We start from the raw sequence: 22,991 nt of genomic DNA, 5'->3' as shown, positions 1-22,991 counted from the left end.
CGGCCTTTGCTTTTGAGAGGGGCTGTATGGCCAAGATGTCCGAGCCGACGATTCGCCTGGCGACGCCCGATGATGCGCCGGCATTGCTTGCCATTTATGAGCCGTATGTGCTCAAGACGGCGATTACCTGCGAATACGAGGTGCCGAGCGTCGAGGAATTTGCCGGGCGCATTGCGCGTACACTCAAGCGCTATCCGTATTTGGTGATGGAGTTGGACGGGCGTCCGGTGGGTTATGCCTACGTGAGCCCGCTCAACAGCCGCGAGGCATACGACTGGTCGGTCGAGACGTCGATCTACCTGGCGCGCGATGTGCGCCATGGTGGGCTGGGCCGCAAACTGCACGATGCGCTCAAGCAATGCCTGGTCGCGATGGGTATCACCAACATGTGTGCGCTCATCGCCGTACCGCACGACAAAGACGACGAGTACCTGACGCACAACAGCCAGGACTTCCATGCCCATATGGGGTATCGCCTGGTGGGTGCCTTCGACCGCTGCGCCCAAAAGTTCGGCCGCTGGTACGACATGTGCTGGATGGAGCTGGTCCTAGCCGAGCGCGTTCCCAACCAACCCAAACCAACCTGGTTCCCCGACCTCCCCAAACCTGCCATTTAGGGACAGGTTTTTGGCTGTCTTGCGGTATCAAATTGCCGCAAGAAGCGCCGCGTTCGTACGCTTTTTTGACTCGAATCGTCCCGTCGAGACACCTTGCGAGCTAAGTGAGTAGACTTTTTGGCGCAAGGCGAGCACAAAGCGTATCTGCTTTAGTAAAACCGCAGGTCACGGAGGTGGCTGTTTTGGGTGTGCTTGGCAGGTCGCGAAAAGTCTACTCACTTAGGTTTACGGTGCTGGATATTCTGGGCAGGAACAGTTGAGCTTGGGCGGCGCGTGTTGCCAGGCGATGTTGGCATTTGCGCCATGCCGGCTTGAGATTTAATAAAAACCGCAGGTAAAACGTTTATTAGGTACATTTTGCCTCGTTTGGTGCGCTAGCCGATGGGCTCGGTGTATTTGGCGCGGTCGGTACGTTGGATGCGCTTGGAGACATGGAGCGGGCGACCGTCGGTGTCGCAGACGTAGTCGGTGATCAGGATCAGCGCCTGCCCGCGCTCGACGTTGAGCAAAAACGCCTCGTTTTGCGAGGCATAGCACACCTCAAAGGTCTTATGCCCCTGCGCCGGCGCACGATGGAACTCCTGGCGCAGCGTGGCGTAGAGCGAACCGTTGATATCGCGGTCGATGAGTGCCTCGAAGCTTGGCGGCAGATAGGTGGTCTCCAGGCACAGTGGCGCATCGTCCAGGTAACGCAGGCGGACAAGTTTGACAAGCTTGCTGCCCACGCTAGCGTCAAAGAACTTGGCCACGCTGCCCATTGCTTTGGCAAAGCCCGAGTCCACCGTGCGCGTGGTGGGCTTCATACCCTGGCCTTCGACCTGCTTGGTATAGCTCGAAAACACCAGGTTGTTCTCGTGGAGCGCCGGCGTGTCAGCCACAAAGGCGCCGCGTCCGCGCTCGGTGCGAACCAGGCCCTCGTCAACAAGCACCTTAAGCGCGTGACGCACAGTGCTGCGCGACAGGCCCGATTCGCCCATGAGCTCCATCTCGGACGGCAGCTTGTCTCCGCACGCGTAGATGCCGGCGGCGATGCGGTCACGCAGCGTACCCGCCAGACGCTCGTATTGGGCCAAGTTCTTTTTCGACGAAGTGCTCATGCGAACAACCTGTATCTAACCTGTATGCTTACTGAACCAAGCATGTATCCAACATGACAACAAAACCGCTGATAATGGATTGCCGAAAACTTTACCAGCAAAATATCTAAGACAAATATAGCATACAACTAGTCGACATAACCAAAACATGTATGTAACTTGTATGCCATCAAGAGCATCAAACGAGAAGAAAGGCTGATGCACGATGACTACTCAGGAACAGGTTAAGGATGTCGTCTCCCAGGTTTTGGCTGACAAGGCAGACAAGGGCGGCATCAAGCGCGTTGTGTGGATCGGCGCCGGCGGATCTAACGGTGGTAACTATCCTGCCCAGTACTTTATGGAGCACGAGGCCACGCAGGTCGTGAGCTCCAGCTACACCAGCAACGAGTTCGTGCACGCAACCCCTGCCTACGTCAACGAGAACACCCTGGCCGTCGTCGTGTCCATGCGCGGCACCAAGGAGACCATCGTCGCCGCCCAGGTCGCCAAGGACCACGGCGCCAGCACCATCGCCATCTATGTCGACGAGTCCGGCCTCACCGAGGTCTGCGACTACAAGATCCAGTACGACAGCCTGGCCGTCGACGAGTCCTGCATGGGCCGCACCAACTCCGCCGTCGTGACCATGATCGCCATGGAGCTCACGCAGCAGACCGAGGGCTATGCCGAGTACGAGACCGCTATGGCCGCCTTCGACTTGGTCGACCCCATCTACCGCAAGGCCGTCGAGTACACCCGTCCGCTCGCTGCCAAGTGGGCCGAGCAGAACGCCGACAAGCCCTGCATCAACGTCATGGCTCAGGGACCGCTCTTTGGTGCCGCCTACGTCTTTAGCATCTGCAACGTGCAGGAGATGCTGCAGATCGACTCCTGCATCATCAACACCTGCGACTTCTTCCATGGCCCCTTTGAGATTCTGGACAAGCGCACCTCGCTGTTCCAGCTCATCAGCGTCGGCCGCAGCCGCTGCAATGACGAGCGCGGCATCCGCTTCGTCAACCAGTACGGTGGCGAGCGCGTCTATCAGCTCGACGCCAAGGAGCTCGGCCTCAACGACATCAAGGACAGCGTGAGCGAATACTTCAACCACCTGATCTTTGCGCCGATTCTCAACAACGTGTACATGCGTGCGCTCTCTGCCGTCACCCACAAGGACTACATGACGCGCCGCTACATGTGGAAGCTGGACTACTAGGAGTATTGGTTCCGCCGTTCTACCGAACGGCGGACCAGCCGACGCTGCGCGCCCGGCATTTGGCCAATCTGCCGTTCAATTTCAAAGGCGCGACCAAAAGGTCAGCGCCTTTTCATTTCACGGCACCTTGGCTCAAACGACGGGCGCTCGCTGACGTTGCCAAAACGTCGGCGTCGCCGTGTTTGTCAAGGGGTTGGTGCATTGGGGACAGGTTGCTTTGTACCAAGTTGGTGCATATGAACCTGGCCCCTTTGTACCAATGGGTTGTAGCGGTAGAGCAGATTTCCCGCTCGCCGATTTGTGTCTTGAAAAATGTATATAACGACTATAACGTAGTATGAAACATATTGGAAACAATATCGAGGGGGCTGCGTTGAAGAAAAGCAATCTGGGCTATGTGCTGGTGCTGATCGCCGCGCTTATGTGGGGCAGCATCGGAATCTTTGTAAACGGCATCTCGGCCATGGGCGTTTCGTCCCAGAGCATGGCTGCCTTTCGCCTGTTGGTCGGAGCGCTTATCTTGGTGCCGGTCCTGATGTTTATGGGCTGCCGTCCGGGCGAGGGGTCTACCGTGGCTCAGGGTCCGCTGGCCCTGTTCAAGGCAAGCCCTAAAGAGCTTGTTCCCTGCGCGCTTGTCGGTATCGTCGGTCTGGCCGCCGCCAACACCTGCTATTACGAGTGCATGGGCGAGGTCGGCATGTCCACGGCCTCGGTGCTGCTCTATACCTCGCCGGTGTTTGGCGTCGTGCTCGGCCGCGTGCTTTATCGCGAGGACGTGACCCCCAACAAGCTCGTTGCCATCGCTTTTAACATAGGTGGCTGTGTACTTGCAGTGACCAATGGCGACCTTTCCGGTTTCCATTTTTCGGTTTGGGGCGTCACGTCGGGCGTGATTGCAGGCCTTTGCGGTGCGTCGCTCGCGGTGTTTAGCCGGATAGCAACCAAGACGGTCCACCCGCTGGCTGTCACGTTTTGGGGCCTTGTTTTTGGCGGTGCGGTTATGGCAGCTATCGCGGCTCCGTGGCCGGATGTCGCCGCGGCAATGTCGCCACAGCTACTGCTGCTGTTCCTTGGCTTTGGACTCATCCCCACAGCCGTGGCTTACATCTTATATATGCAGGGTCTGTCCATGGGGCTCGAGACATCGAAAGTTCCCGTCGTAATGTCTTTCGAGACGGTTGTCACCGTAATAGTGGGCATTGGTGTCTATGCCGAGTCCGCCGGCGCGATCAAGGTTCTGGGCATTGTGCTGGTGCTCGCGTCCATCCTGATCATGAACACCGACTTCTCCGAGCTGCGCAACAGTGTGTTTGTCGGTCATGTCGCTGAGAGCATGACTTTTAAGCCCAACGCGTGGTGGACGGAGAAATCGCAGGACATGGATCTGTTTAAGGAACGCACCGGCATCGCGCTGGAGCCCACCGTGCAGGAAAGCCCTTGGTACTTCGTGCGATAAGGGATTGCGCACGGCGTCCGACCTGGGATTATCCAGCCAGCGCCGGCCTACCCAGCCCCAACGTTTCAAGTACGTTAAACCCGTCAACGGTCGATTTTCACCCGCGAACGGTCTTTATACTAATTAGCAATATCCGCAACGTATAAGACGTTATAATGACCATAACGAAAAGGAGGAGGCAAGATGAATCAGATCATTCTCGCATCTCATGGCGGCCTGGCCGCAGGCGCCAAAGACACGCTCGAGATGGTTCTCGGCGACGTGTCGAACGTCCACGTCGTGTCGCTTGCTCGTGACGACAAGGAGCCCATCACCAATAAGGTGGACGCCATGATCGCCACGTTCAACGCGGACGACACCGTCTATGTGCTGACCGATATGCTCGGCAGCTCGGTCAACAACAGCATGGTCGAGCTTTCCAAGAACGGCACGAAGTTCACGGTTGTCAGCGGTTTCAACATCCCGCTGGCGCTCACGCTCGCTATGAGCCCCGTCCCCGTCAAGGGCGCCGAGCTCGCGGCCCTCATCAACGAGGCCCGCACCGGTCTGACCAACCCCAACGCACCGGTCGAGGCCGCCGCGGCTCCCGCCAAGAAGGCCAAGGCACCCCGTCACAGCTCCGGTCCCGCCAAGATCGTCCTCGCACGTCTTGACTACCGTCTGCTGCACGGCCAGGTCGTCTTTACCTGGACCACCAAGGTTCAGGCCGAGCGCATCATCGTCGTCGACAACGCTGCCGCCAACGATGACATCAAGAAGGGCGCTCTTAAGCTGGCCAAGCCCCAGGGCGTGCGCCTGAACGTCTTCACCGTCGAGCGTGCCCTCGCCAAGATGGACAAGCTCAACACCCTCGGCGAGCGCGTCATGTTCGTCTTTGGCAACACTGCCGAGATGCTGCAGTTCTGCCAGGGCTACAAGCTCGACGCCATCAACCTGGGCGCCACCGCCAACCACGACGGTGCCGAACAGGTCGGCGGCAAGGACAGCTCCGTCTTCTTCGACGCCACCCAGAAGGCCGACGTCAACCAGCTGCTCGACATGGGCATCAAGCTCTACGTCCAGCAGACCCCTACGTATCAGAGCGTCGACATCGACGCCAAGCTGTAATCAACCAGGCTTTTGCCTGACTGAAAGGAGAAGGGTATGAATACGTTCATCAGTGCGGTGCTCGTCGGCCTCGTCGGCGTGTTCTGCATGTGGGACTCCCGCCTGCTCGGTCGTCTTAACTTCGAGCAGCCCCTCGTTGGCGCTACGCTCGTCGGTCTGCTGCTGGGCGATGTGCCCACCGGCCTTGCCGTCGGTGCCGCCGTCGAGCTCGTGTCCATGGGCCTGGTGCAGGTCGGCGCCGCCGTTCCGCCCGATATGGTCCTGGGCGGCATCGTGGCAGCTGCCTTCGCGTGCCTGACCGATGCTTCTGCTGAGACCGCCATGACGATCGCCATCCCGGTCGCCGTCTTGGGTCAGCTCCTCGGCATCGTGTTCCGTTCCATCATCGCCGCCCTCACCCATGTGGCCGATAGCGCGATCGATAACGGTAACTTCAAGACCGCCTACCGTATGCACATCTGCGCCGGCTCCGGTCTGTACGCCATCATGTACTTCCTGCCGATCTTCCTGGCCGTCTTTGTTGGCACCGACCTGGTTCAGGCCATCGTCAACATGGTTCCCGAGTGGCTGTCCGTTGGTCTGAACGTTTCGACCAAGATCATGACCGCCTACGGCTTGGCCCTGCTGCTCACCATGATGATCAAGAAGGGTATGACTCCGTTCCTGTTCATCGGTTTCCTGCTCGCCGCCTACCTCGACCTGTCCGTCATCGCGGTCGCTCTGATCGGTGTGTGCCTGGCTATCGTCTTCATGGGCTTCAAGTTCAACGGTTCCCATGCAGCCGCCGGTGTCGATTCCGACTACGATCCGCTCGAAGACGACGAAGACTAAGGAGGAACACACTATGGCAACCGCAACCAAGGACGTGTCCCTGAACAAGAAGGTCAGCCAGTTCTTCTGGCGCTCCTGGGCCATCCAGGCCTCTTGGAACTACGAGCGTCAGATGAACATGGGCTTCCTCTACGGCATGGTCCCCACGCTCGATCGCCTCTATCCGGACGAGTCCGACCCCAAGCAGCTCGCTGCTAAGAAAGAGGCTTACCACCGTCACATGGCGTTCTACAACTGCACCCCGCAGACGAGCGCTTTCATCCTGGGCCTCGCCGCCTCCATGGAGGAGGAGTACGCCAAGGATCCCGAGAACTTCGACCCCGATTCGATCAACGCGGTCAAGACCTCCCTCATGGGTCCGCTTTCCGGCATCGGTGACTCCTTCTTCCAGGGCACCATCCGCGTTATCGCCTTTGGCCTGGGCGTTCAGCTGGCTCAACAGGGCTCCATCATGGGCCCGATCCTGGCCATGCTCATCTCCATCGTCCCCTCTGTGCTGATCACTTGGTTCGCAGCCAAGATCGGCTATCAGGGCGGCCACGAGTACCTGAGCAAGCTCCAGGGCGGCGACCTCATGGAGAAGCTCATGTATGTCTGCGGCATCGTGGGTCTTATGTCCGTGGGCGGCATGATCGCTACGCTGATCGGCGCCACCACCCCGCTGCAGTTCGCTGAGGGCACCGTCGTGATTCAGGACATCCTGGACGGCATGATGCCCCAGATGATCTCCCTCGGCCTCACCGGCCTTATGTACTGGCTCATCAAGAAGAACGTCAACACCGGTTGGCTTCTCGTGATCGCCATCGTGGGTGGCATCGCCCTCTCCGCGGCCGGCATCCTGGCCTAGTCGCGACCAAGCGTCTAACCGCTTTCCCCGGGGGCCTGCCTGGCATCCCATACCCCAGGCAGGCTTCCATCCCTAAATGTGTCAAAGGGACAGTTCCCTTGTCACATCCTCAACGGGCCGGCGACTCGGTCCTAACTACGGTAACCCTGCGTGCGTCCGGCAATGTGGCGCCGCAAAAAATCGAAAGGAATGTGTCAGATGTACGAGATCGACCTTAACCTCCCTAAGCAGATCGTCGCTGACGTCCTGTCCAACCACGAGATCCACAGCGTCGCCTTCGTCGGCTGCGGCGCTTCCATGTCCGACCTTTACCCCGCCAAGTACTTCCTGGCCAACAACACGGACAAGCTGAACGTTCAGATCTTCACCGCTAACGAGTTCAACTACGACACGCCTTCCTGGGTCAACGAGCACACCTTCGTGATCACCTGCTCCCTCGGTGGCTCCACGCCCGAGACTGTCGAGGCCAACAAGACCGCCAAGAAGCACAACTGCCCGGTCGTCTCCCTTACCAACAAGGCTGGCTCCGCTCTGACCGTCGACGCCGACCACGTCATCGTTCACGGCTTCCACGCCAACTACGCTGCCAAGTGCGAGAAGCCCGGCTACGCCATCGCTCTTGCACTCGAGATCCTTCAGCAGACCGAAGGCTATGACCACTACGAGGACATGATCACCGGCCTCACCAACGTCTTCGAGCTCTGCGAGAACGCCGCTCAGTCCGCCAAGGGTCTTGCCAAGCAGTTCGCCCAGGACTTCAAGGACGACAAGATGATCTACTTCATGGCCTCCGGTGCCTCCGAGAAGATGGCTTATTCTCACGCCGCCTTCCTGTTCACCGAGATGCAGTGGATCGATGCCGCCGCCTACAACACCGGCGAGTACTTCCACGGCCCGTTCGAGGTTTCCACCGAGGGTAAGCCCTACGTCTTCTTCATGTCCGACGGTGCCACCCGTCCGATGGACGCCCGCGCCCTCACCTTCCTTAAGCGCATGGGCGCCAAGGTCGCTCTGATCGACTCCAAGGACTACGGTCTGGCCGACGCCGTGCCGGCAAGCGTCGTCACCTACTTCAACCCGCTGCTGCACCTCGCCGTTATGCGCGAGTACGGCAACCAGATCGCCGAGGCCCGTCAGCACCCGCTGACCATGCGTCGCTACATGTGGAAGCTTTCCTACTAATCACAAGTAAGTAGACCTTACAGGTTGATTGAGAGGGGATGGGGTTTGCGCCCCGTCCCCTTTTTTGCTCTGGGGAGGGCGCGCCCGTCGCGCCGCAAAACCCCAGATAAAACCTACCAAAATAAACCTGTCCCTTTTTGGCGGGTGGGAGGAGATGCGTATGATCAAGGCAGTGCTGTTTGATATGGACGGCGTGCTGGTCGATACCGAGTGGTTCTACAACCGTCGCCGCGTGGCGTTTATGGAGGAAAAGGGGTTCCACTTTGACGAGATCCCCGATCTTTCGGGGTCTAACGAGCCTGCCATCTGGAAGTCGCTGGTGCCCGACGATGTTGAGCTGCGCGAGCGCTTGCGCGTTGAGTACAAGCAGGTCTACAGCCCGGTTCACCCTGTTCCGTATGCCGAGCTGCTCAACGAGCAGGCGGAGCCGGTGATGCGCGAGCTGCACGAGCGCGGCGTCAAGTGTGCCATCGCGAGCTCGTCCTATCGCGAGCTCATTGACGAGCTGGTGGAGATTGCCGGTATCACCGACGTGCTGGACTACACCATCAGCGGTCACGAGTGCAGTGCATTTAAGCCCGACCCCGAGATCTACCTGCGTGCCATGGAGGCACTGGGGGTGGAGCCTACCGAGTGCCTGGTTATCGAGGACTCGCCTTTGGGCATCGAGGCCGGCAAGCGCTCCGGCGCGCGCGTCCTGGCACTGCGTCCGCACGAGGGCGTTAACCTGGACCAAACGGGAGCCGACGCCGTCATCGACAACCTCGCCGACATTCTGACCGCTTTGTAGCGTCAATTCGCCGCAAGAAGTGCGGATTCACACGTCTCTTGCGGTGGATTGGCTCATTTTGGCTTTGATTTAGATCCGTTTGGCTTCGACTCGGACTAAGTGAGTAGACTTTTTGGCACATGCCGAGCACAAAGCGTATCTGCCTTAGTAAAACCGCAGGTCGGAGAGGTGGCTGTTTTGAGTGCGCTTGGTAGATCGCGAAAAGTCTACTCACTTAGAATTTGGCTCTTTGGTTGGGGAGCTGCTGGCTCGTTTTGGTTGTCGAGAGAGGGTGAATTGAAGCGCCCTCTCGCGCTCCATGCTACAATCGCCGGCATGCCCCACAATTACATCTGCCTTCGAAAGGAGCCTACGTGGCGAACGCCATCGATCAGCTCACGGACCGCGTGCTCGTGCTCGGCCGTCTCACCATCGTCCGCCGCGCCATTACTGCCGTGGCGGTCACCATCTCCGCCGTTCTCCAGACATTTCTGATTCAGGCGTTCATTCGCCCCGCCGACCTGCTTCCGAGCGGCCTCACCGGCGTCGCGGTCCTGCTCGATCGCGTCACCTCGCTCGGCGGCGTTCACATCGACATCTCGCTCGGCATGCTCGCGCTCAACATCCCCGTGGCGCTCCTGTGCTGGAGCGGCATTAGCAAGCGCTTCGTCATCTTCTCGATGATGCAGGTCATGCTCTCGTCGCTGTTCCTCAACGTCTTTCACTTCGCGCCGTTTTTGGGCGACAAGATCATGCTCATCATTTTTGGTGGCGTGGTCTCGGGTCTGGGCGCTGCCATCGCGCTTAAGTCCGGCGCATCCACCGGCGGCACCGACTTTATCGCGCTGTGGGTTTCCAACCACACGGGCAAGACCATCTGGGGCGTTATCTTTGGTTTCAACTGCTTTATCCTGGCGATCTTTGGCTTTATGTTTGGCTGGGACAACGCGGCGTACTCCATCGTGTTCCAGTTTATTTCGACCAAGACCATCGACAGCTTCTATCGTCGCTACGATCGCGTGACGCTGCAGATCACGACGCGCAAGGCCGACGAGGTCATGACCGCCTATGTTGACCATTTTCAGCATGGCATTAGCTGTGCCGAGGTCATTGGCGGATACAGCCGCGAGAAGATGTACCTGCTGCATGCCGTTGTCTCGACCTACGAGAGCCAGGACATTATCAAGCTGGTGTGCGACATTGATCCCGGCGCCGTGATCAATGTGTTCCATACGCTCAACTTTGTGGGCGGCTGGTGGGGCGGTCATGTCGACGAGCCCATGCCCACGGCCGTGCCCGATCCCGACAAGCCCGCGCGCATGGCCAGCAGGCAGGCGCGCCTCATCGATCAGGACAGCCTGCAACAGGACGACGGCAGGTAAGGATTTGCTGTATGCGGTGTATCGTTTTATCATTATGAGGTAACATGAAACTAGACGTTATATACGTATTAGTTATTTCAATATTTCGATAAGAGTGATTAGATATGCCTGCACCCAAAAATGCACCGCTTTACCAGCAGATTTACGACGAGATCAAGGATGCGATCGAGAAAGGTGTTTATGCACCCAAGGAGCGTATTCCGTCCGAGCTCGAGCTAGCCGAGCAGTACGAGGTGAGCCGAATTACGGTGCGTCGCGCCGTCGAGGAGCTGTGCTCCGATGGCTACCTGGTTAAGCAGCAGGGCCGTGGCACCTTTGTTTCCACGCCGCACATCAATCGCCAATTTCACGCCTCGACGCTGCAGACGTTTACCGCGCTGTGTGCCGGCAACGGCATGAAGGCCGGTGCGCACGTAATCGATCGCCAGATTGTGCCGGCGCGCCAAAACGAGATGGAGTTCTTTGGCCTGCAGAAGGATGCGCTGCTGCTGCACATCAAGCGCGTGCGTACTGCCGACGGCGAGCCCATCTTTGAAGAGAACATCTTTGTGCCGTTTGACGCCTACCGTGAGCTGTTGACGGCCGATCTTGAGGACAAGTCGATTTTTGCCGAGGTCGAGCGTGTTGGCGGAACGCCGATTGTCTCGGTTGGTTACCGTACGGTCGAAGCCGTTCGCGCCAACGCCGAGCAGGCGGCTGAGCTGGGCATTGCTCCGCACGATCCGCTGCTCAACCTGCGCGCCGGCTTTATCGGACCCAATGGCGAGCCGGTCCTGATGGGTAAGCAGTACTACGTGGGATCGCGCTACGTTATGGTCATGTAGCTCTAGTTGCGCGGTTTTCCAAACCGCGCAACGGGCCGACGCTGCGCCCTTGGTTCCGCCGTTCTAGCGAACGGCGGACCGGTCGACGCTGCAAACGCCCCTAAGCGGCAATCTGACGTTCAATCGTCGGTCGCGTACCGAAGTACGCTTCCCTCCTCTTTCACGTCACCTTGCTCGCTTAGGGGCGTTTTCGCTGACTTATGCTCAACCTGAGACGTTTCCACGCCTGTCAAGAGCTTAGCCGTTGGGGACGTTCTTAAACGACTAGTCATTCAAGAACGTCCCCAATGACTACCCGCAGAATGAGCGTGGCTGACAGCCGTACGGCAGCGGTCCGCGTGGCGGCGTATAATCGGCGGCAGATGACTTGGACGTTAGGAAACCATGACCGATAGCATGCAGCAGATGGCGCTCGACACGCTCGGCGCCTATTTTGGCTACACCTCGTTTCGCCCGGGGCAGGACCGCATGGTCGATGCGATCCTTGCCGGCCGCGACGCGCTGGGCGTTATGCCCACGGGCGCCGGCAAGTCCATTTGCTACCAGGTGCCTGCGCTCATGCTGCCCGGCATCACCTTTGTGGTGAGTCCGCTGCTGTCGCTTATGGAGGACCAGACCCGCGCACTGCTTGCGGCGGGCGCGCGCCCCAGCTATCTCAACTCCAGCCTTACGCCGGCTCAGCAAAATACCGTGCGCAAGCGGGCGCGCGAGGGTCGCTACCAGCTTATGTATGTGGCACCTGAGCGCCTGCTCGAGCCGCGTTTTCTGGCCTTTGCGCAGGAAGCTGCGGCCGAAGGCGGCATCGGCGTTCCGCTCGTGGCCATTGACGAGGCCCACTGTGTGAGCCAATGGGGTCAGGATTTCCGCCCCGCCTACCTGCAGATTCGCGAGTTTATCGATTCCCTGCCGCAGCGCCCCATCGTGGCGGCCTTTACCGCTACAGCGACTGAGCGCGTGCGTGCGGACATTCAGCAGATGCTCGGCCTGCAAAACCCGGCGACGGTGGTGACGGGCTTCGATCGCAAGAACCTCTACTTTGGCTGCGAGGAGATGGGCGACAAGGCTAAGACCGCGTGGGTGCGCGACTATGTGATCGCGCATTCGAGCGAGAGCGGCATCGTGTATTGCTCGACTCGCAAGACGGTTGATGCGCTGGCAGGAGAGCTTGCTGAGGCGTTGGGTCCCAGCGGCATTCGCGTTGGCCGCTACCATGCCGGCATGGGTAATGACGCCCGCCGCCAAAGCCAGCGCGCCTTTATCGACGACGATATTCAGGTGATGGTTGCCACCAACGCCTTTGGCATGGGCATCGACAAGCCCAACGTGCGCTACGTCATCCATAACAACGTGCCCGAGAGCATCGAGGCCTACTACCAGGAGGCGGGCCGCGCCGGCCGCGATGGCGATCCGGCCAGCTGCCACCTGCTGTGGAACGGCAACGATTTTCGCATGCGCCGCTTTTTGATCGACCGCGGCGATGCGGCCGACGAGACGCTCGACGACGAGCAGCGCGCGTGGGCGCTCCAGAACCGATATCGCCTGCTCAGTCAGATGGAAGGCTATTGCAACACCACCGGCTGCCTACGCGAATACATGCTGCGCTACTTTGGCGACGAGGCCGCGGCCGAGCATACGGCCGTGGGCGGCGCCGCCGCGGATGAGGCCGAGGGCTGTGGCAACTGCAGCAACTGCCTCACGCAGTTCGAGGTCGAGGACGTCACCGGTATGGCTCGCGCCGCCGTGCGCTATGTGGCCACGCGCCCCATGCGCTTTGGCAAGTCGCTCATCGCCGATGTGCTTCACGGCGGCAACACCGAGCGCATTCGCCAGATGCATCTGGACGAGGACCGCGGCTATGGTGGGCTGTCGAGCGAATCGGTCGGCCGCATCAAGGACATCATCGGCCAGCTGTGCGGCCGCGGTTATTTGGCCACCTCGCAGGGGCAGTACCCGGTCGTGGGCCTGGGTCCGCGTGCCGGCGAGGTCGAGGACGAGGCGTTTGCCTTTACCGTTAAGCGTCGCGCGTCCAAGCGCAAGGCCTCGGCCCGTGCTCGCCGTGCGGTGGATCTGCTGCGCGAGGAGGCCGAGCTGGATCAGCGCCCGCGCGTGGGCGACGATGCCGAGCTGTTCGAGCGCCTGCGTACCCTGCGCAAGGAGATCTCGACCGAGCTCGAGATGGCGCCGTACATGGTCTTTTCCGACAAGGCCCTGCGCGGCCTGTGCCGCCTGCGCCCGCAAACGCGCGACGAGCTGATTCAGGTCAACGGCATCGGCGAGAAAAAGGCCGATGCCTTTGGCGAGCAGTTTATGGCGGCGATTGAAGAGTTTGAGTCCGAGCATGCGCGGGATGGAGCGTAACGATGGCAACCGACGATAAAACCGACCGCGCTGGCGTATCCGCCGTACCGCTGTACCAGCAGGTCATGGACGACCTGAAGGGCGAGATCGCGCGCGGCGTGTATGCGGCCGGCTCGCGCATTCCTTCCGAGATGGAGCTCGCGAAGTCTTACGGCGTGGGACGCATCACCGTGCGTCGCGCCATCGAGGAGCTGTCGCGCGCGGGATATCTCAACCGACAGCAGGGGAGGGGCACCTTTGTGTGCGCTCCCAAGCTCAAGCGCAAGATTGTCCAGAAAGGTGACGTCCAGAGCTTTACTGAGGGTTGTGCCGCCAACGACATGGTGGCCGGAGCGCGTCTGGTGTCGCGTACGGTGGTCGCGGCGACGCGCGAGGATGCGGCGTTCTTTGGCGTGGAGCCCGGCTGCGAGCTCATCGTGGTCGAGCGCGTGCGCACGGCGGATGGCGTGCCCGTCATGCTCGAGAACAACGCCTTTGTGCTGGCCGACCATCCCTACCTGCAGACGCTTGCCGATAAGGACCTCACCGATAACTCGATCTTTGCGCTCGTTGCCGAGCATTCGGGCCGCGCGCCGCTCAAGTCCGACCCCTGTACCGTGGAGATTGCGCTTGCCGATGCTCAGGCGGCCCCGCTGTTGGAGGTGCCGGCCGGCGAGCCACTCTTCTATATGGAGGCGTACTTTACCGATGAGGACGAGCGGCCCCTGCTGCTCGGGCGCCAAAAGATCGTGGGCTCGCGCTACGTGTTCGACATCTAACGTCCATAGATAGAACAACATAGAACAAATTTGCTGAAATGACTTCACCTGCGACAGCTCGCATGCTATAAATAGAACAACATAGAACGACTGCAGGTACGAGCTGCCGTCGTCCAAAGCCGCCACACAAGGAGGAGCGTCACCGTGAACGCACACGATCTGATTCAGGAAATTATCGAGCGCAAGGGTAAGATCGAGAACGTCTTTTGGATCGCCTGCGGCGGTTCGATGATCGACCTGATGCCGGCTAACGAGCTGCTCAAGCGCGAGGCCACTACGTTTGCCTCGACGGTCTACACCGCGCGCGAGTTTTGCCTGATGGCCCCCAAGAGCCTGGGGCCGAAGTCGCTCGTCGTCGCCTGCAGCCACAGTGGCAACACGCAGGAGGTCATCGACGGTTGCGAGATGGCGTTGACTGCCGGCGCCGAGGTCGTCGCCCTCACCGACTGCGAGGGCTCCAAGATCGACAACGGCAAGTGGACCACCTGGGTCTACCCCTGGGGCGAGGGTGTGTCGCAGGCCGAGGTGCCGCAGGGCATCGGCGCTCTGATCGCCGCCGAGCTGCTCGACCAGCAGGAAGGCTACGAGGCGCTCGCCGACATGTACGAAGGCCTCAAGCAGATGGATGCGCTGCTGCCCGCCGCCCGCGAGAAGGTCAACGCCGAGCTGGGCGCCCGCTTTGCCGAGCTCTGCCAGCAGCACAAGTTCTTCTATATCCTGGGGTCCGGCCCCAACTTTAGTCAGACCTACGCCATGGCCATCTGCTCGCTCATGGAGATGCAGTGGCAGCACTGCTGCTATATCCACTCCGGCGAGTACTTCCACGGCCCCTTCGAGGCTACCGAGCCCGGCGTGTTCTACTTTGTGCAGCTCGGATCGGGTGAGTGCCGCCCCATGGAGGAGCGTGCACTCGCGTTCCTCAACACGCACACCGATACGATTATGGTGCTCGATGCGCTCGAGTACGGCGTGGGCGAGGTACCTGCCAGCGTGCGTTCGTTCTTGGAGCCGATCTTCTTTTACGCGATGAGCTGCGAGCTGCGCGCCGCCCGCGGCAAGGTGTTCGACCACAGCCCCGAGATCCGTCGCTACATGGGCATCGAGCAGTACTAAGTAACGGGAAAACCATTCACCTTCGATTCGCAAGGGCACTGCGTGAGTCAAAAAAGCGGGCCGCGCCGGTAGTATTCCGGCGCGGCCCGCTTGGTATCGCGCTTAGATTCGCGAGATTGCGGCAGCCAGCGGCCTACTTTGCGTCGTGGGCCTCGGCGTCCCACCAGTCGAGCTGGGCGATGTTGTCGCGAATGTGCTGACAGCTCTTGTGGAAGCCCTCGAGCTCATATTCGGAAAGGTCGAGCGTGTAGACCTCCTCGACGCCTTCGGCGCCGATCACACACGGCAGGGAAGTAAAGATGCCCTCCTCGCCATACTGGCCGGTCATAAGCGTAGAGGCCGAAAGCACGGCGTGCTCGTTGTGAAGCACGGCGGCGCAGACGCGCGCGGCGGAGTTGGCGACGGCGTACTCGGTGCACTGCTTGCCCTGGTAGGTCACATAGCCGCCCTTGCGTGCAAGCTCCTCGACCTCCATGTGGTCGAAGGCGTACTTGTCGGGGTTCTCGGCCTGAAGCTCGTTAAGGCTCTTGCCGGCGATGGTCGCGGCCTTAAAGGCTGCCAGTTGGCTAAAGCCATGCTCGCCGATCATGTAGGCGTCGATGGACTTGGGGCTCACACCGACCTTCTTGGAGATCTCGGTGCGCAGGCGGGCGGAGTCCAGGCCGCAGCCCGAGCCGATGATCTTCTTGGGATCGTAGCCGGTCAGGTGCCACAGCTCGGTGCACACGACGTCGCAGGGGTTGGAGATGCTCACGAAGATGCCGTCAAAGCCGGCGTCGACGATACGCTTGGCAAAGGTGCGGGCGGCATCGGTGGTAAAGAACAGCTCGCCGTCGCGGTTGCCGGCGGCCAGCGCGACCTTGCCGGCGGCGTTGACGATGACGTCGCAGCAGGCCAGCTCCTCGTAGCGGTCGTAGCAGTTGACGATTTTGGTATTGTACGGGACAAACGAAAGGGAGTCGCGCAGGTCCTGGACCTCGGACGTAACCTTGGCCTCGTTGATATCGCACAGGTACAGCTCATCGGCAATGCCCTGCATGAGCAGGCTGTTGGCGACATGTGCTCCTACGTGGCCCTGGCCGACCACACCGATCTTACGCGTCTGGTACATATATGTATCCTTTCGGCCGAGTTTTTCGCGTCGAACCATTGTAGCGTTCTGCTGTTACTTTGCTAGGCTAAAGTGCCGTAGATTTTGGGACATGCCTTAATCTTTACTTTTGGAGTGATTTGGACCGCTGACGGCATCGCTGGGCGATGTGCTCGCGCGGATGGGGCCGGTCGTTGTACCATAGCTGCAACTGACTCATAAGGAGCATCCATGCCCATTCGCATCCCCGACGCCCTCCCTGCCGCCGCGCAGCTCGAGAGCGAGAACATCTTTGTCATGACCGAGTACCGCGCGCTGCACCAGGACATCCGTCCGCTGCGCGTGCTCATCCTCAACCTCATGCCCACCAAGATCGCCACCGAGACGCAAATTATGCGCAAGCTCTCCAACACGCCGCTGCAGGTGGAGGTGGACCTGCTGCGCACTAAGACGCACGAGGCCACGCACGTGAGCGCCGGCCACCTGGAGACGTTTTACCGCACGTTCGACGACATCCGCGACATCCACTACGACGGCCTGATCATCACGGGCGCGCCGGTGGAGCAGATGCCGTTCGAGGAGGTCGACTACTGGCCCGAGCTCTGCCAGATCATGGATTGGTCCACCACACACGTGCACTCTACGCTGCACATTTGCTGGGGCGCGCAGGCGGGGCTCTACCATCATTACGGTATCCAGAAGTACGACCTGCCGGCAAAGGCGAGCGGCGTGTTCGAGCATTATCTGGTGAAGCCGCAAAGCCCGCTGGTCCGCGGCTTCGACGACCGTTTCTATGCCGTGCACTCGCGCAACACCGATGTGCGCCGCGAGGACGTGGAGGCCGAGCCGCAGCTTGAGGTCGTGGCCGTATCCGACGAGGTGGGCCTGTACATCGTCAAGTCGACCGACAGCCGCCGCTTCTTTGTATTTGGCCATCCCGAGTACGATACCGACACGCTGCGCCTGGAGTACGAGCGCGACGTGAAGCGCGGGCTCAACCCCCAGGTGCCGGCGCATTACTTCCCGAACGACGACCCCGCCGCTGAGCCGCGCAACGTCTGGCGCAGCCAGGCTCAGCTGTTCTACACCAATTGGCTCAACTACTACGTCTACCAGACCACACCCTACGACCTGGCCCGCGCCGGCGAAGAGCACTAGGCCTGTCGGGAGGTGCGCCAGCCGTTAGGCGCTGATGATGTGGGGTAGCGGCAGGTCGTGGACATCGGTGGGAACGTGATCGACACGCTGCTCGTCAAAGGCGATACCGACGATTTGGCATGCGGGCGAGAGCACGGGCAGGTAGCGGTCGTAGCAGCCGCCGCCGTAGCCCAGGCGCGCGCCGGCGTGGTCGAAGGCTACGAGCGGCACGACGATCATGTCGAGAGCCTTGGCAGGCACGATGGGGAAGTGGTCGCTGTCGACGTTCATGGCTGCGAAGGCCCGCGTGGGGCGGGCGATAAACGGGGCCTCGGACGCATCGCCGGCAGCAACTGCCCGCATGCACATGCGCTGGCCGCAAGCCACGGCGTCTGTTGCCGAGAGCATGCACGGATAGGCTACGCGCCAGCCACGTTTGGCGGCCGCAGCGGCAAACGCGGCTGGGTCGACCTCGGAATCCATCGCGGCATAGACGGCAACGGTGTGCGGCGCCGTGGTACCCAAGCGATCCAACAGCTCAACGAGTCGCGCACAGATAACGGCAGACTTCGCCGCCCGCACATCCAAATCAAGAGCATCGCGCCGAGCAATCACCACCCGCCGCAACTCAGCCTTGTCCATCCCAGCCTCCTCTAGCAAACCTGCCAAAAAGGGACAGGTTTATTTTGGCAGGTTTTATCTGGGCAAATGTCGAAACCACCACAAAGGTGCCTGTCCCCTTTGTGGTGGTTTTGGCCCATGCGTTAACGCTATAGCGCCGCAGCGATCGCTTCAGTCACAAACTTATTGAGTGACTCGCCCTTCTTTGCCGCTGCCAGCGCCGCCTGTTTGTGGAGCTCAGAGCCCGTTCTTACGTTGAACGAGCCCTTAAAAGCCCGCTCGGGCTCTTTGCCCTTCTCGGCGCAAAACTCAAGGTAATCGTCGACGGCGTCGTGGAAGCATTGCTCAACTTCGTCAGCCGTGGAGCCCTCAAATACGATTGCGTCCCTAATGCCGGCGACCATACCTGTTAGCACATGCTGTTCGGCATCGAACTCGACCGGGGCGAAATAACCCTTGTATGCCAAAACGTTACTCATGACTACCTCCGACATCTTGCAGAAAGCGAACGATGTTCCAAGGCGTTCCGCTTCATAGCTGCAACTATATTACAGTTGCAAATTATATCTGATGCAGACACCCATGTTCGAACCACCGCAAAGGCGCCTGCCCCCTGTGCGCCAAAGAAAAAGGTAGATTTTCGGGCATGTCCCAAAAATCTACCTTTGCTGTGGTTAGGCGAGCAGGTCGACTACGTTAAAGCCGGCGTTGCTCTTGGCGATGACGTCTCGGCCGCCAAAGACGCAGGTGGGCGACTCGGCTGCGATGCGCGTTACGTCGGTGCCGAGCGAGCGCAGCTCACCGGGCGTGGCGGCGAGCATCTGGGCGCGACGCTCCTCGCGCGCATGCGGATCGAGCCCGGCCAGGTAGGTCGTGTTGCGGCGCTTGGTGAGCGCATAGGGCTTCACCGGCGCGTCCATGCCGCTCACGCAGCTCACGATAAAGCCCTCAAAGGCGGCCTCGTCGGGCTCAAAGCGGCCAAGCCATGCGCCTGCACGCTCCACGCGCTCAATCGAAGGGTCAATCGCCGGGTCGCGGTAGGTGTAGAACGCCGTCTGGCGCTCGCCGGCTGCGCGGAATCCGCAGCCGTATGCACCGCCCTTCACGCGAATCTCGTTCCACAGGTAATCGTAGGAGAGCGCGTTGGCAGCCACGGCCCAAGTGCCTGTCACGTCAAGCCCCAAGCGACGCGGGTCGCACGCGCTTGCCGCAAAGCAGATGTCGCTGGGGATCACGAAAGCCTCGTGGCGGTCGCACGGCGCCGGCACCACGAGCGCGTCGCGGCCGGCACCATCGCCCGCACCCAGCCCCAGGTCGCCCGCGGCATCCCAGTACGCGTCAAAGTCCTCGTCGCTGCCGGTAAAGCTCGCCATGCAGCCGTCGACCACAAAGATACGACCTGCCAACTCGGCAAGCTTGGCGCGCAGGTCGTCCAGTCGCTCGTCAAAGTGCTCGAGCAGATCGCGCAGGAACAGATAGAAATCAACGCCCGAAAGCTGCTCGCGCACCACGGCCGAAGGCGAGCTGTAGCTCATCGCGCGACCGAGCGCCGCCGAGTGACCGTTGTTGATAAAGCCCTGCTCGAGCCCAATGCGAATCTGCGTGAGCACGTCGCGCACGCGGTCGGCGTCGGCATCGAGCAAAAGCGTGCTCGACCACACCTCGCGCGGCAGGCTCGCCAGCGCATCGATCTTCTCGGACAGGGCGCCGGCGCTCACCAGCAGGTAGGGGCGCACGCCGTCCACGTCGGGCTGTGTCATGACCTCGGTCGTAAAGCTCAAAAAGCCCAGCTTGCCGGCGAGCAGATTGTCGAGTTCCTCGGCCGAGTGCTCGCTCGTGGGCAGCTGTTTGAGCAGGCGGCAGAGCAGCGTCACATAGGGCAGGTCCTCAAATGCGACGCCGCTCAGGTCGAAATACTGCATGGCGTAGGCCAGGCGGTTGGTGGGGATGCCGTGGCGCAGGCAGGGGATGGGCGCGGTCGTGTCCACGACCAGCGGCGGCTCGGGGCGCGCCTCGCCAATGTCGGACACGCGCAGGCGCGGCAGCGTGGCCTTGTCCTCGGGCGTGTCCTCGGCCTCCTGCGCGGCACGCAGCACGGCCGTGCGCTCGACCACATCGGCCAGCTCGGCATCGGTCATGGCGTCACGCTTGGCTGCCAGCTCGGCGGCCTCGGCACCCTCTGCGCCCTCGGCGGCGTCAACCGGCACCAGCTCGACCAGCGCCATGTGGTCGTTCTGCAGCACGAGCTCGCGCAGCAGGCCCTCAAAGTAACTGCCGTCCAGCTCGCCACGAAGCTCCTCGTACACCGGGCCGTACTTGAGCGCCAGCGTCGCGGCGTCGTCATCGTAGAGCCAGGTGCTCAGCGCGTCGCACGCAATGGCCACGCCGTCGGCGATGCCATAGTCGCGCTGGCGCAGGTCGTATTCGTTGCTGCTGATGATGGCTTCCAGGCGCTCGCGCGGAATGCCATGCTCGCATAGGTCGCAGCAGGCGTCCTGGAACACGCGGCGCAGCTCGCGCGCCACGCCGGGCTGCGCGTTTTGCAGCATGATGAGCTCGTAGGGCTGCAGGCTCTCGGCCGCGGTATAGCTCACCACGTTGCCGCCCAGGCCGGCGGCCAGAATGGCCTTCTTAACTGGCGCCTCGTTAGAACCCAGCAGTGCCTCGAACAGGATATCCGCCGCGATCGTGCGCTTGCGGTCGAGCGCGCTGCCCAGCACAAGGCCCAGGCCCACCAGGGCGTTTTCGGGCGTGGTGGCCATCTCGACGCGCTTATACTCGCAGGTCACGGGCGCCTGCACGTCCAGCGGATTGGGCGCCAGCGTGGACGGGTCCTCGCCGGCGGCAACGGCTGCGTCCATGCGCCGGCTCGCGGCACTCGGCTGCGACAGATAGCGCTCGTCCAAAAAGGCCAGCGCGCGGTCCACATCTAGGTCGCCATAGAGCGTGATGTAGGAGTTGGAAGGATTGTAGTGGCGCGCGTGCGTGTCCAGGAACTGCTCGTAGGTGAGCGCGGGAATCGCGCGCGGGTCGCCGCCGCTCTCGTGCGCATAGGCGGTGTCGGGATAGAGCGCGGCGTTGACGGCGTCGTCCAGCACGCTCATGGGGTCGGACAGCGCGCCCTTCATCTCGTTGAACACTACGCCGTTATAGCGCAGTGTGCCCTTGCGCAGGCTCGCGGAGCTGCCGTTACCCGCGTCCTCGGCGCCCTCCGGCAGGTCCAACTCGTAGTGCCAGCCCTCCTGCTCAAAAATGGTCGGCTTGGTGTAGATGGCCGGGTTGAACACGGCGTCCAAGTACACATCCATCAGGTTGTACAGGTCCTGCTCGTTGGTGGTGGCAACGGGGTAGATGGTCTTGTCGGGGTAGGTCATGGCGTTGAGGAACGTCTGCATGGAGCTCTTGATCAGGTCGACAAACGGCTCCTTGACGGGAAACTTGGCCGATCCGCACAGCACCGAGTGCTCAAGAATATGGAACACGCCGGTGGAATCGGCCGGCGGCGTCTTAAAGCCAATGGCAAAGGCCTTGTTTTCGTCGTCGCACGCCAGGTACAGCAGGCGAGCGCCCGAGGCAGTGTGGCGCAGCACGTAGGCGTCTGAGTCGAGCTCGGGCACGGTCTCGCAGCGCTCGACGGCAAAGCCGTGGCAGGTGGTACCGGGCACCAGCAGCGCGGCAGCAGCGGCGCGTGGGTCGGTTGAGGTGGTGGGCATATGCAGTCTCCTTTGACGCCCCAGCGGGGGCGAATCGAGTCGAATCCTCGAGAGTATACCCATATGGGACCGCGGCACTGCAGCGAACTGAAGACGATGCCGGCGGATTGGCATGGGCCCCGCGTGTCCCGCCAAATGAGCGTGGATTTTCGGACGAAATAATCCGTCGCAGGCCCAAATGTCGTCCAATAATCCACTCCCGCATACCTTTCGTCTCCAACCGTGAGATGAGAGATAGACGAGAGACGTATACGAAAGATGGCTGTACAGCAAAGAGCCAAACAATTAATAGTGCTGTTAATAGTGCTGTTTGGTTGGTGATTGTTTTTTCAGTAAAAACATTTACGAATAAAGCAAGTTGCAAACGGCTGCCCCCTTATTTCGTACGCATTTTTATGGCGAGAAATTGCCGCCATATGATCGGACGAGTTTCAACGATTGCGATTTAGTATTTGGCGCGGATGCGGTCGATTCCGATGAAACGCTAGTTGACCACGCGGTAGATTGTGCTTTCTCCCAGACGCCCCGGCAATGCGCAATAAGCCAGATAACGAAGCGATTGCCGGTGCGTCTATCCATAGGGAATTCCGGGAAAGCTTCTGCGGGCAGTCAAAAGATTCGTCGGCCTCAAGCGGATTAAAGGTATTTGCATAAGACGTCATTTAACCAGAGACGATGCACATTGAATCGTTCAATGAACTTGCGCGCTGTGTCCAACAACGCCGATTGTTGTTTTAAGGGGCTTGAGGAAAGAGCAGAAGCAAAATAATACTTGCATAGTTAGTTATATAAAGTATTATAACGTTATGGGATGAATGAAGGGTTCATCTAAGTGAGTTAGGAGTAAGGGATGTTCAATTTCGATGAGCCTCGTTACGAGAAGGTTGTGAG

Annotated in this window: 19 protein-coding genes; 14 read left to right on the top strand and 5 right to left on the bottom strand. The window is 60.5% G+C overall.

What is annotated here, in order from left to right:
- Positions 1-26 precede the first annotated feature (26 nt).
- Entirely contained in the window at positions 27-617 is a 591-nt protein-coding gene (locus tag DW925_RS02505; protein ID WP_117655858.1) for a GNAT family N-acetyltransferase, read from the top strand.
- Between the two features lie 374 nt (positions 618-991).
- Here DW925_RS02505 and DW925_RS02500 read toward each other — a convergent pair whose 3' ends face one another.
- Positions 992-1,714, bottom strand: coding sequence for a GntR family transcriptional regulator (locus DW925_RS02500; protein ID WP_117790283.1), 723 nt, complete (start codon positions 1,712-1,714; stop codon positions 992-994).
- Positions 1,715-1,919: 205 nt separating this feature from the next.
- Here DW925_RS02500 and DW925_RS02495 point away from each other — a divergent pair, with 205 nt between their 5' ends.
- From DW925_RS02495 to DW925_RS02440, 12 genes are all read left to right on the top strand, one after another.
- A complete protein-coding gene (locus DW925_RS02495; protein WP_117790282.1) occupies positions 1,920-2,912 on the top strand; it encodes an SIS domain-containing protein in 993 nt (330 codons plus the stop codon).
- A 373-nt stretch (positions 2,913-3,285) separates the two neighbouring features.
- Complete coding sequence (locus DW925_RS02490; protein WP_158565729.1) at positions 3,286-4,368, top strand: DMT family transporter; 1,083 nt, start codon at positions 3,286-3,288, stop codon at positions 4,366-4,368.
- 183 nt (positions 4,369-4,551) lie between these two features.
- Positions 4,552-5,475: a PTS mannose/fructose/sorbose transporter subunit IIAB gene (locus tag DW925_RS02485; protein WP_117716979.1), complete on the top strand. Its 924-nt coding sequence runs from the start codon at positions 4,552-4,554 to the stop codon at positions 5,473-5,475.
- Positions 5,476-5,511: 36 nt separating this feature from the next.
- Positions 5,512-6,306, top strand: coding sequence for a PTS sugar transporter subunit IIC (locus DW925_RS02480; protein ID WP_117790280.1), 795 nt, complete (start codon positions 5,512-5,514; stop codon positions 6,304-6,306).
- Positions 6,307-6,319: 13 nt separating this feature from the next.
- Complete coding sequence (locus DW925_RS02475) at positions 6,320-7,153, top strand: PTS system mannose/fructose/sorbose family transporter subunit IID (protein ID WP_117640939.1); 834 nt, start codon at positions 6,320-6,322, stop codon at positions 7,151-7,153.
- Between the two features lie 198 nt (positions 7,154-7,351).
- On the top strand, positions 7,352-8,335 hold the full coding sequence (locus DW925_RS02470; RefSeq protein ID WP_233503150.1) for an SIS domain-containing protein: 984 nt from the start codon (positions 7,352-7,354) through the stop codon (positions 8,333-8,335).
- 160 nt (positions 8,336-8,495) lie between these two features.
- Complete coding sequence (locus tag DW925_RS02465; RefSeq protein WP_158551578.1) at positions 8,496-9,125, top strand: HAD family phosphatase; 630 nt, start codon at positions 8,496-8,498, stop codon at positions 9,123-9,125.
- 353 nt (positions 9,126-9,478) lie between these two features.
- A complete protein-coding gene (locus DW925_RS02460; RefSeq protein ID WP_117583851.1) occupies positions 9,479-10,486 on the top strand; it encodes a YitT family protein in 1,008 nt (335 codons plus the stop codon).
- A 104-nt stretch (positions 10,487-10,590) separates the two neighbouring features.
- Positions 10,591-11,310 (top strand): GntR family transcriptional regulator, encoded by a 720-nt coding sequence (locus DW925_RS02455; RefSeq protein ID WP_117583850.1) that lies wholly within the window; start codon positions 10,591-10,593, stop codon positions 11,308-11,310.
- Between the two features lie 384 nt (positions 11,311-11,694).
- Positions 11,695-13,668, top strand: coding sequence for an ATP-dependent DNA helicase RecQ (locus tag DW925_RS02450; RefSeq protein ID WP_117583849.1), 1,974 nt, complete (start codon positions 11,695-11,697; stop codon positions 13,666-13,668).
- 2 nt (positions 13,669-13,670) lie between these two features.
- On the top strand, positions 13,671-14,426 hold the full coding sequence (locus DW925_RS02445; RefSeq protein WP_117629032.1) for a GntR family transcriptional regulator: 756 nt from the start codon (positions 13,671-13,673) through the stop codon (positions 14,424-14,426).
- 144 nt (positions 14,427-14,570) lie between these two features.
- The gene (locus DW925_RS02440) at positions 14,571-15,539 is read left to right on the top strand and encodes an SIS domain-containing protein (protein WP_117629031.1); all 969 of its coding nucleotides are present in this window, start codon (positions 14,571-14,573) and stop codon (positions 15,537-15,539) included.
- A 133-nt stretch (positions 15,540-15,672) separates the two neighbouring features.
- On the opposite strand, the gene DW925_RS02435 is transcribed toward DW925_RS02440, so the two are convergent.
- The gene (locus DW925_RS02435; protein WP_117790279.1) at positions 15,673-16,650 is read right to left on the bottom strand and encodes an L-lactate dehydrogenase; all 978 of its coding nucleotides are present in this window, start codon (positions 16,648-16,650) and stop codon (positions 15,673-15,675) included.
- Positions 16,651-16,860: 210 nt separating this feature from the next.
- Between DW925_RS02435 and metA the strand changes: the two genes are divergently transcribed.
- Complete coding sequence (metA, locus tag DW925_RS02430) at positions 16,861-17,787, top strand: homoserine O-succinyltransferase (RefSeq protein ID WP_117790278.1); 927 nt, start codon at positions 16,861-16,863, stop codon at positions 17,785-17,787.
- 24 nt (positions 17,788-17,811) lie between these two features.
- On the opposite strand, the gene DW925_RS02425 is transcribed toward metA, so the two are convergent.
- The 3 genes from DW925_RS02425 to DW925_RS02415 all read right to left on the bottom strand — a co-directional run bounded on the left by DW925_RS02425 (position 17,812) and on the right by DW925_RS02415 (position 22,100).
- Positions 17,812-18,408, bottom strand: coding sequence for a 5-formyltetrahydrofolate cyclo-ligase (locus DW925_RS02425; RefSeq protein WP_117790277.1), 597 nt, complete (start codon positions 18,406-18,408; stop codon positions 17,812-17,814).
- 128 nt (positions 18,409-18,536) lie between these two features.
- Positions 18,537-18,866 carry a type II toxin-antitoxin system HicB family antitoxin gene (locus DW925_RS02420; protein ID WP_117790276.1) on the bottom strand — a complete coding sequence of 110 codons (330 nt, stop codon included), beginning with the start codon at positions 18,864-18,866 and terminating at the stop codon, positions 18,537-18,539.
- A 195-nt stretch (positions 18,867-19,061) separates the two neighbouring features.
- The gene (locus DW925_RS02415) at positions 19,062-22,100 is read right to left on the bottom strand and encodes an insulinase family protein (protein WP_117790275.1); all 3,039 of its coding nucleotides are present in this window, start codon (positions 22,098-22,100) and stop codon (positions 19,062-19,064) included.
- Positions 22,101-22,991: the final 891 nt, after the last annotated feature.

Source organism: Collinsella sp. AM43-1 (assembly GCF_003467925.1).
In the GTDB taxonomy this organism is placed as follows: Bacteria; Actinomycetota; Coriobacteriia; order Coriobacteriales; family Coriobacteriaceae; genus Collinsella.
The sequence above is the reverse complement of the archived record's forward strand: the minus strand, read 5'-3'. Positions and strand labels throughout refer to the sequence as shown.

What these genes read in the sequence shown, in the direction of transcription:
- DW925_RS02505 (WP_117655858.1), top strand. Translation starts at nt 27, where the DNA reads ATGGCCAAGATGTCCGAGCCGACGATTCGCCTGGCGACGCCCGATGAT.
- DW925_RS02500 (WP_117790283.1), bottom strand. Translation starts at nt 1,714, where the DNA reads ATGAGCACTTCGTCGAAAAAGAACTTGGCCCAATACGAGCGTCTGGCG.
- DW925_RS02495 (WP_117790282.1), top strand. Translation starts at nt 1,920, where the DNA reads ATGACTACTCAGGAACAGGTTAAGGATGTCGTCTCCCAGGTTTTGGCT.
- DW925_RS02485 (WP_117716979.1), top strand. Translation starts at nt 4,552, where the DNA reads ATGAATCAGATCATTCTCGCATCTCATGGCGGCCTGGCCGCAGGCGCC.
- DW925_RS02480 (WP_117790280.1), top strand. Translation starts at nt 5,512, where the DNA reads ATGAATACGTTCATCAGTGCGGTGCTCGTCGGCCTCGTCGGCGTGTTC.
- DW925_RS02475 (WP_117640939.1), top strand. Translation starts at nt 6,320, where the DNA reads ATGGCAACCGCAACCAAGGACGTGTCCCTGAACAAGAAGGTCAGCCAG.
- DW925_RS02470 (WP_233503150.1), top strand. Translation starts at nt 7,352, where the DNA reads ATGTACGAGATCGACCTTAACCTCCCTAAGCAGATCGTCGCTGACGTC.
- DW925_RS02465 (WP_158551578.1), top strand. Translation starts at nt 8,496, where the DNA reads ATGATCAAGGCAGTGCTGTTTGATATGGACGGCGTGCTGGTCGATACC.
- DW925_RS02455 (WP_117583850.1), top strand. Translation starts at nt 10,591, where the DNA reads ATGCCTGCACCCAAAAATGCACCGCTTTACCAGCAGATTTACGACGAG.
- DW925_RS02450 (WP_117583849.1), top strand. Translation starts at nt 11,695, where the DNA reads ATGACCGATAGCATGCAGCAGATGGCGCTCGACACGCTCGGCGCCTAT.
- DW925_RS02445 (WP_117629032.1), top strand. Translation starts at nt 13,671, where the DNA reads ATGGCAACCGACGATAAAACCGACCGCGCTGGCGTATCCGCCGTACCG.
- DW925_RS02435 (WP_117790279.1), bottom strand. Translation starts at nt 16,650, where the DNA reads ATGTACCAGACGCGTAAGATCGGTGTGGTCGGCCAGGGCCACGTAGGA.
- metA (WP_117790278.1), top strand. Translation starts at nt 16,861, where the DNA reads ATGCCCATTCGCATCCCCGACGCCCTCCCTGCCGCCGCGCAGCTCGAG.
- DW925_RS02425 (WP_117790277.1), bottom strand. Translation starts at nt 18,408, where the DNA reads ATGGACAAGGCTGAGTTGCGGCGGGTGGTGATTGCTCGGCGCGATGCT.
- DW925_RS02420 (WP_117790276.1), bottom strand. Translation starts at nt 18,866, where the DNA reads ATGAGTAACGTTTTGGCATACAAGGGTTATTTCGCCCCGGTCGAGTTC.
- DW925_RS02415 (WP_117790275.1), bottom strand. Translation starts at nt 22,100, where the DNA reads ATGCCCACCACCTCAACCGACCCACGCGCCGCTGCTGCCGCGCTGCTG.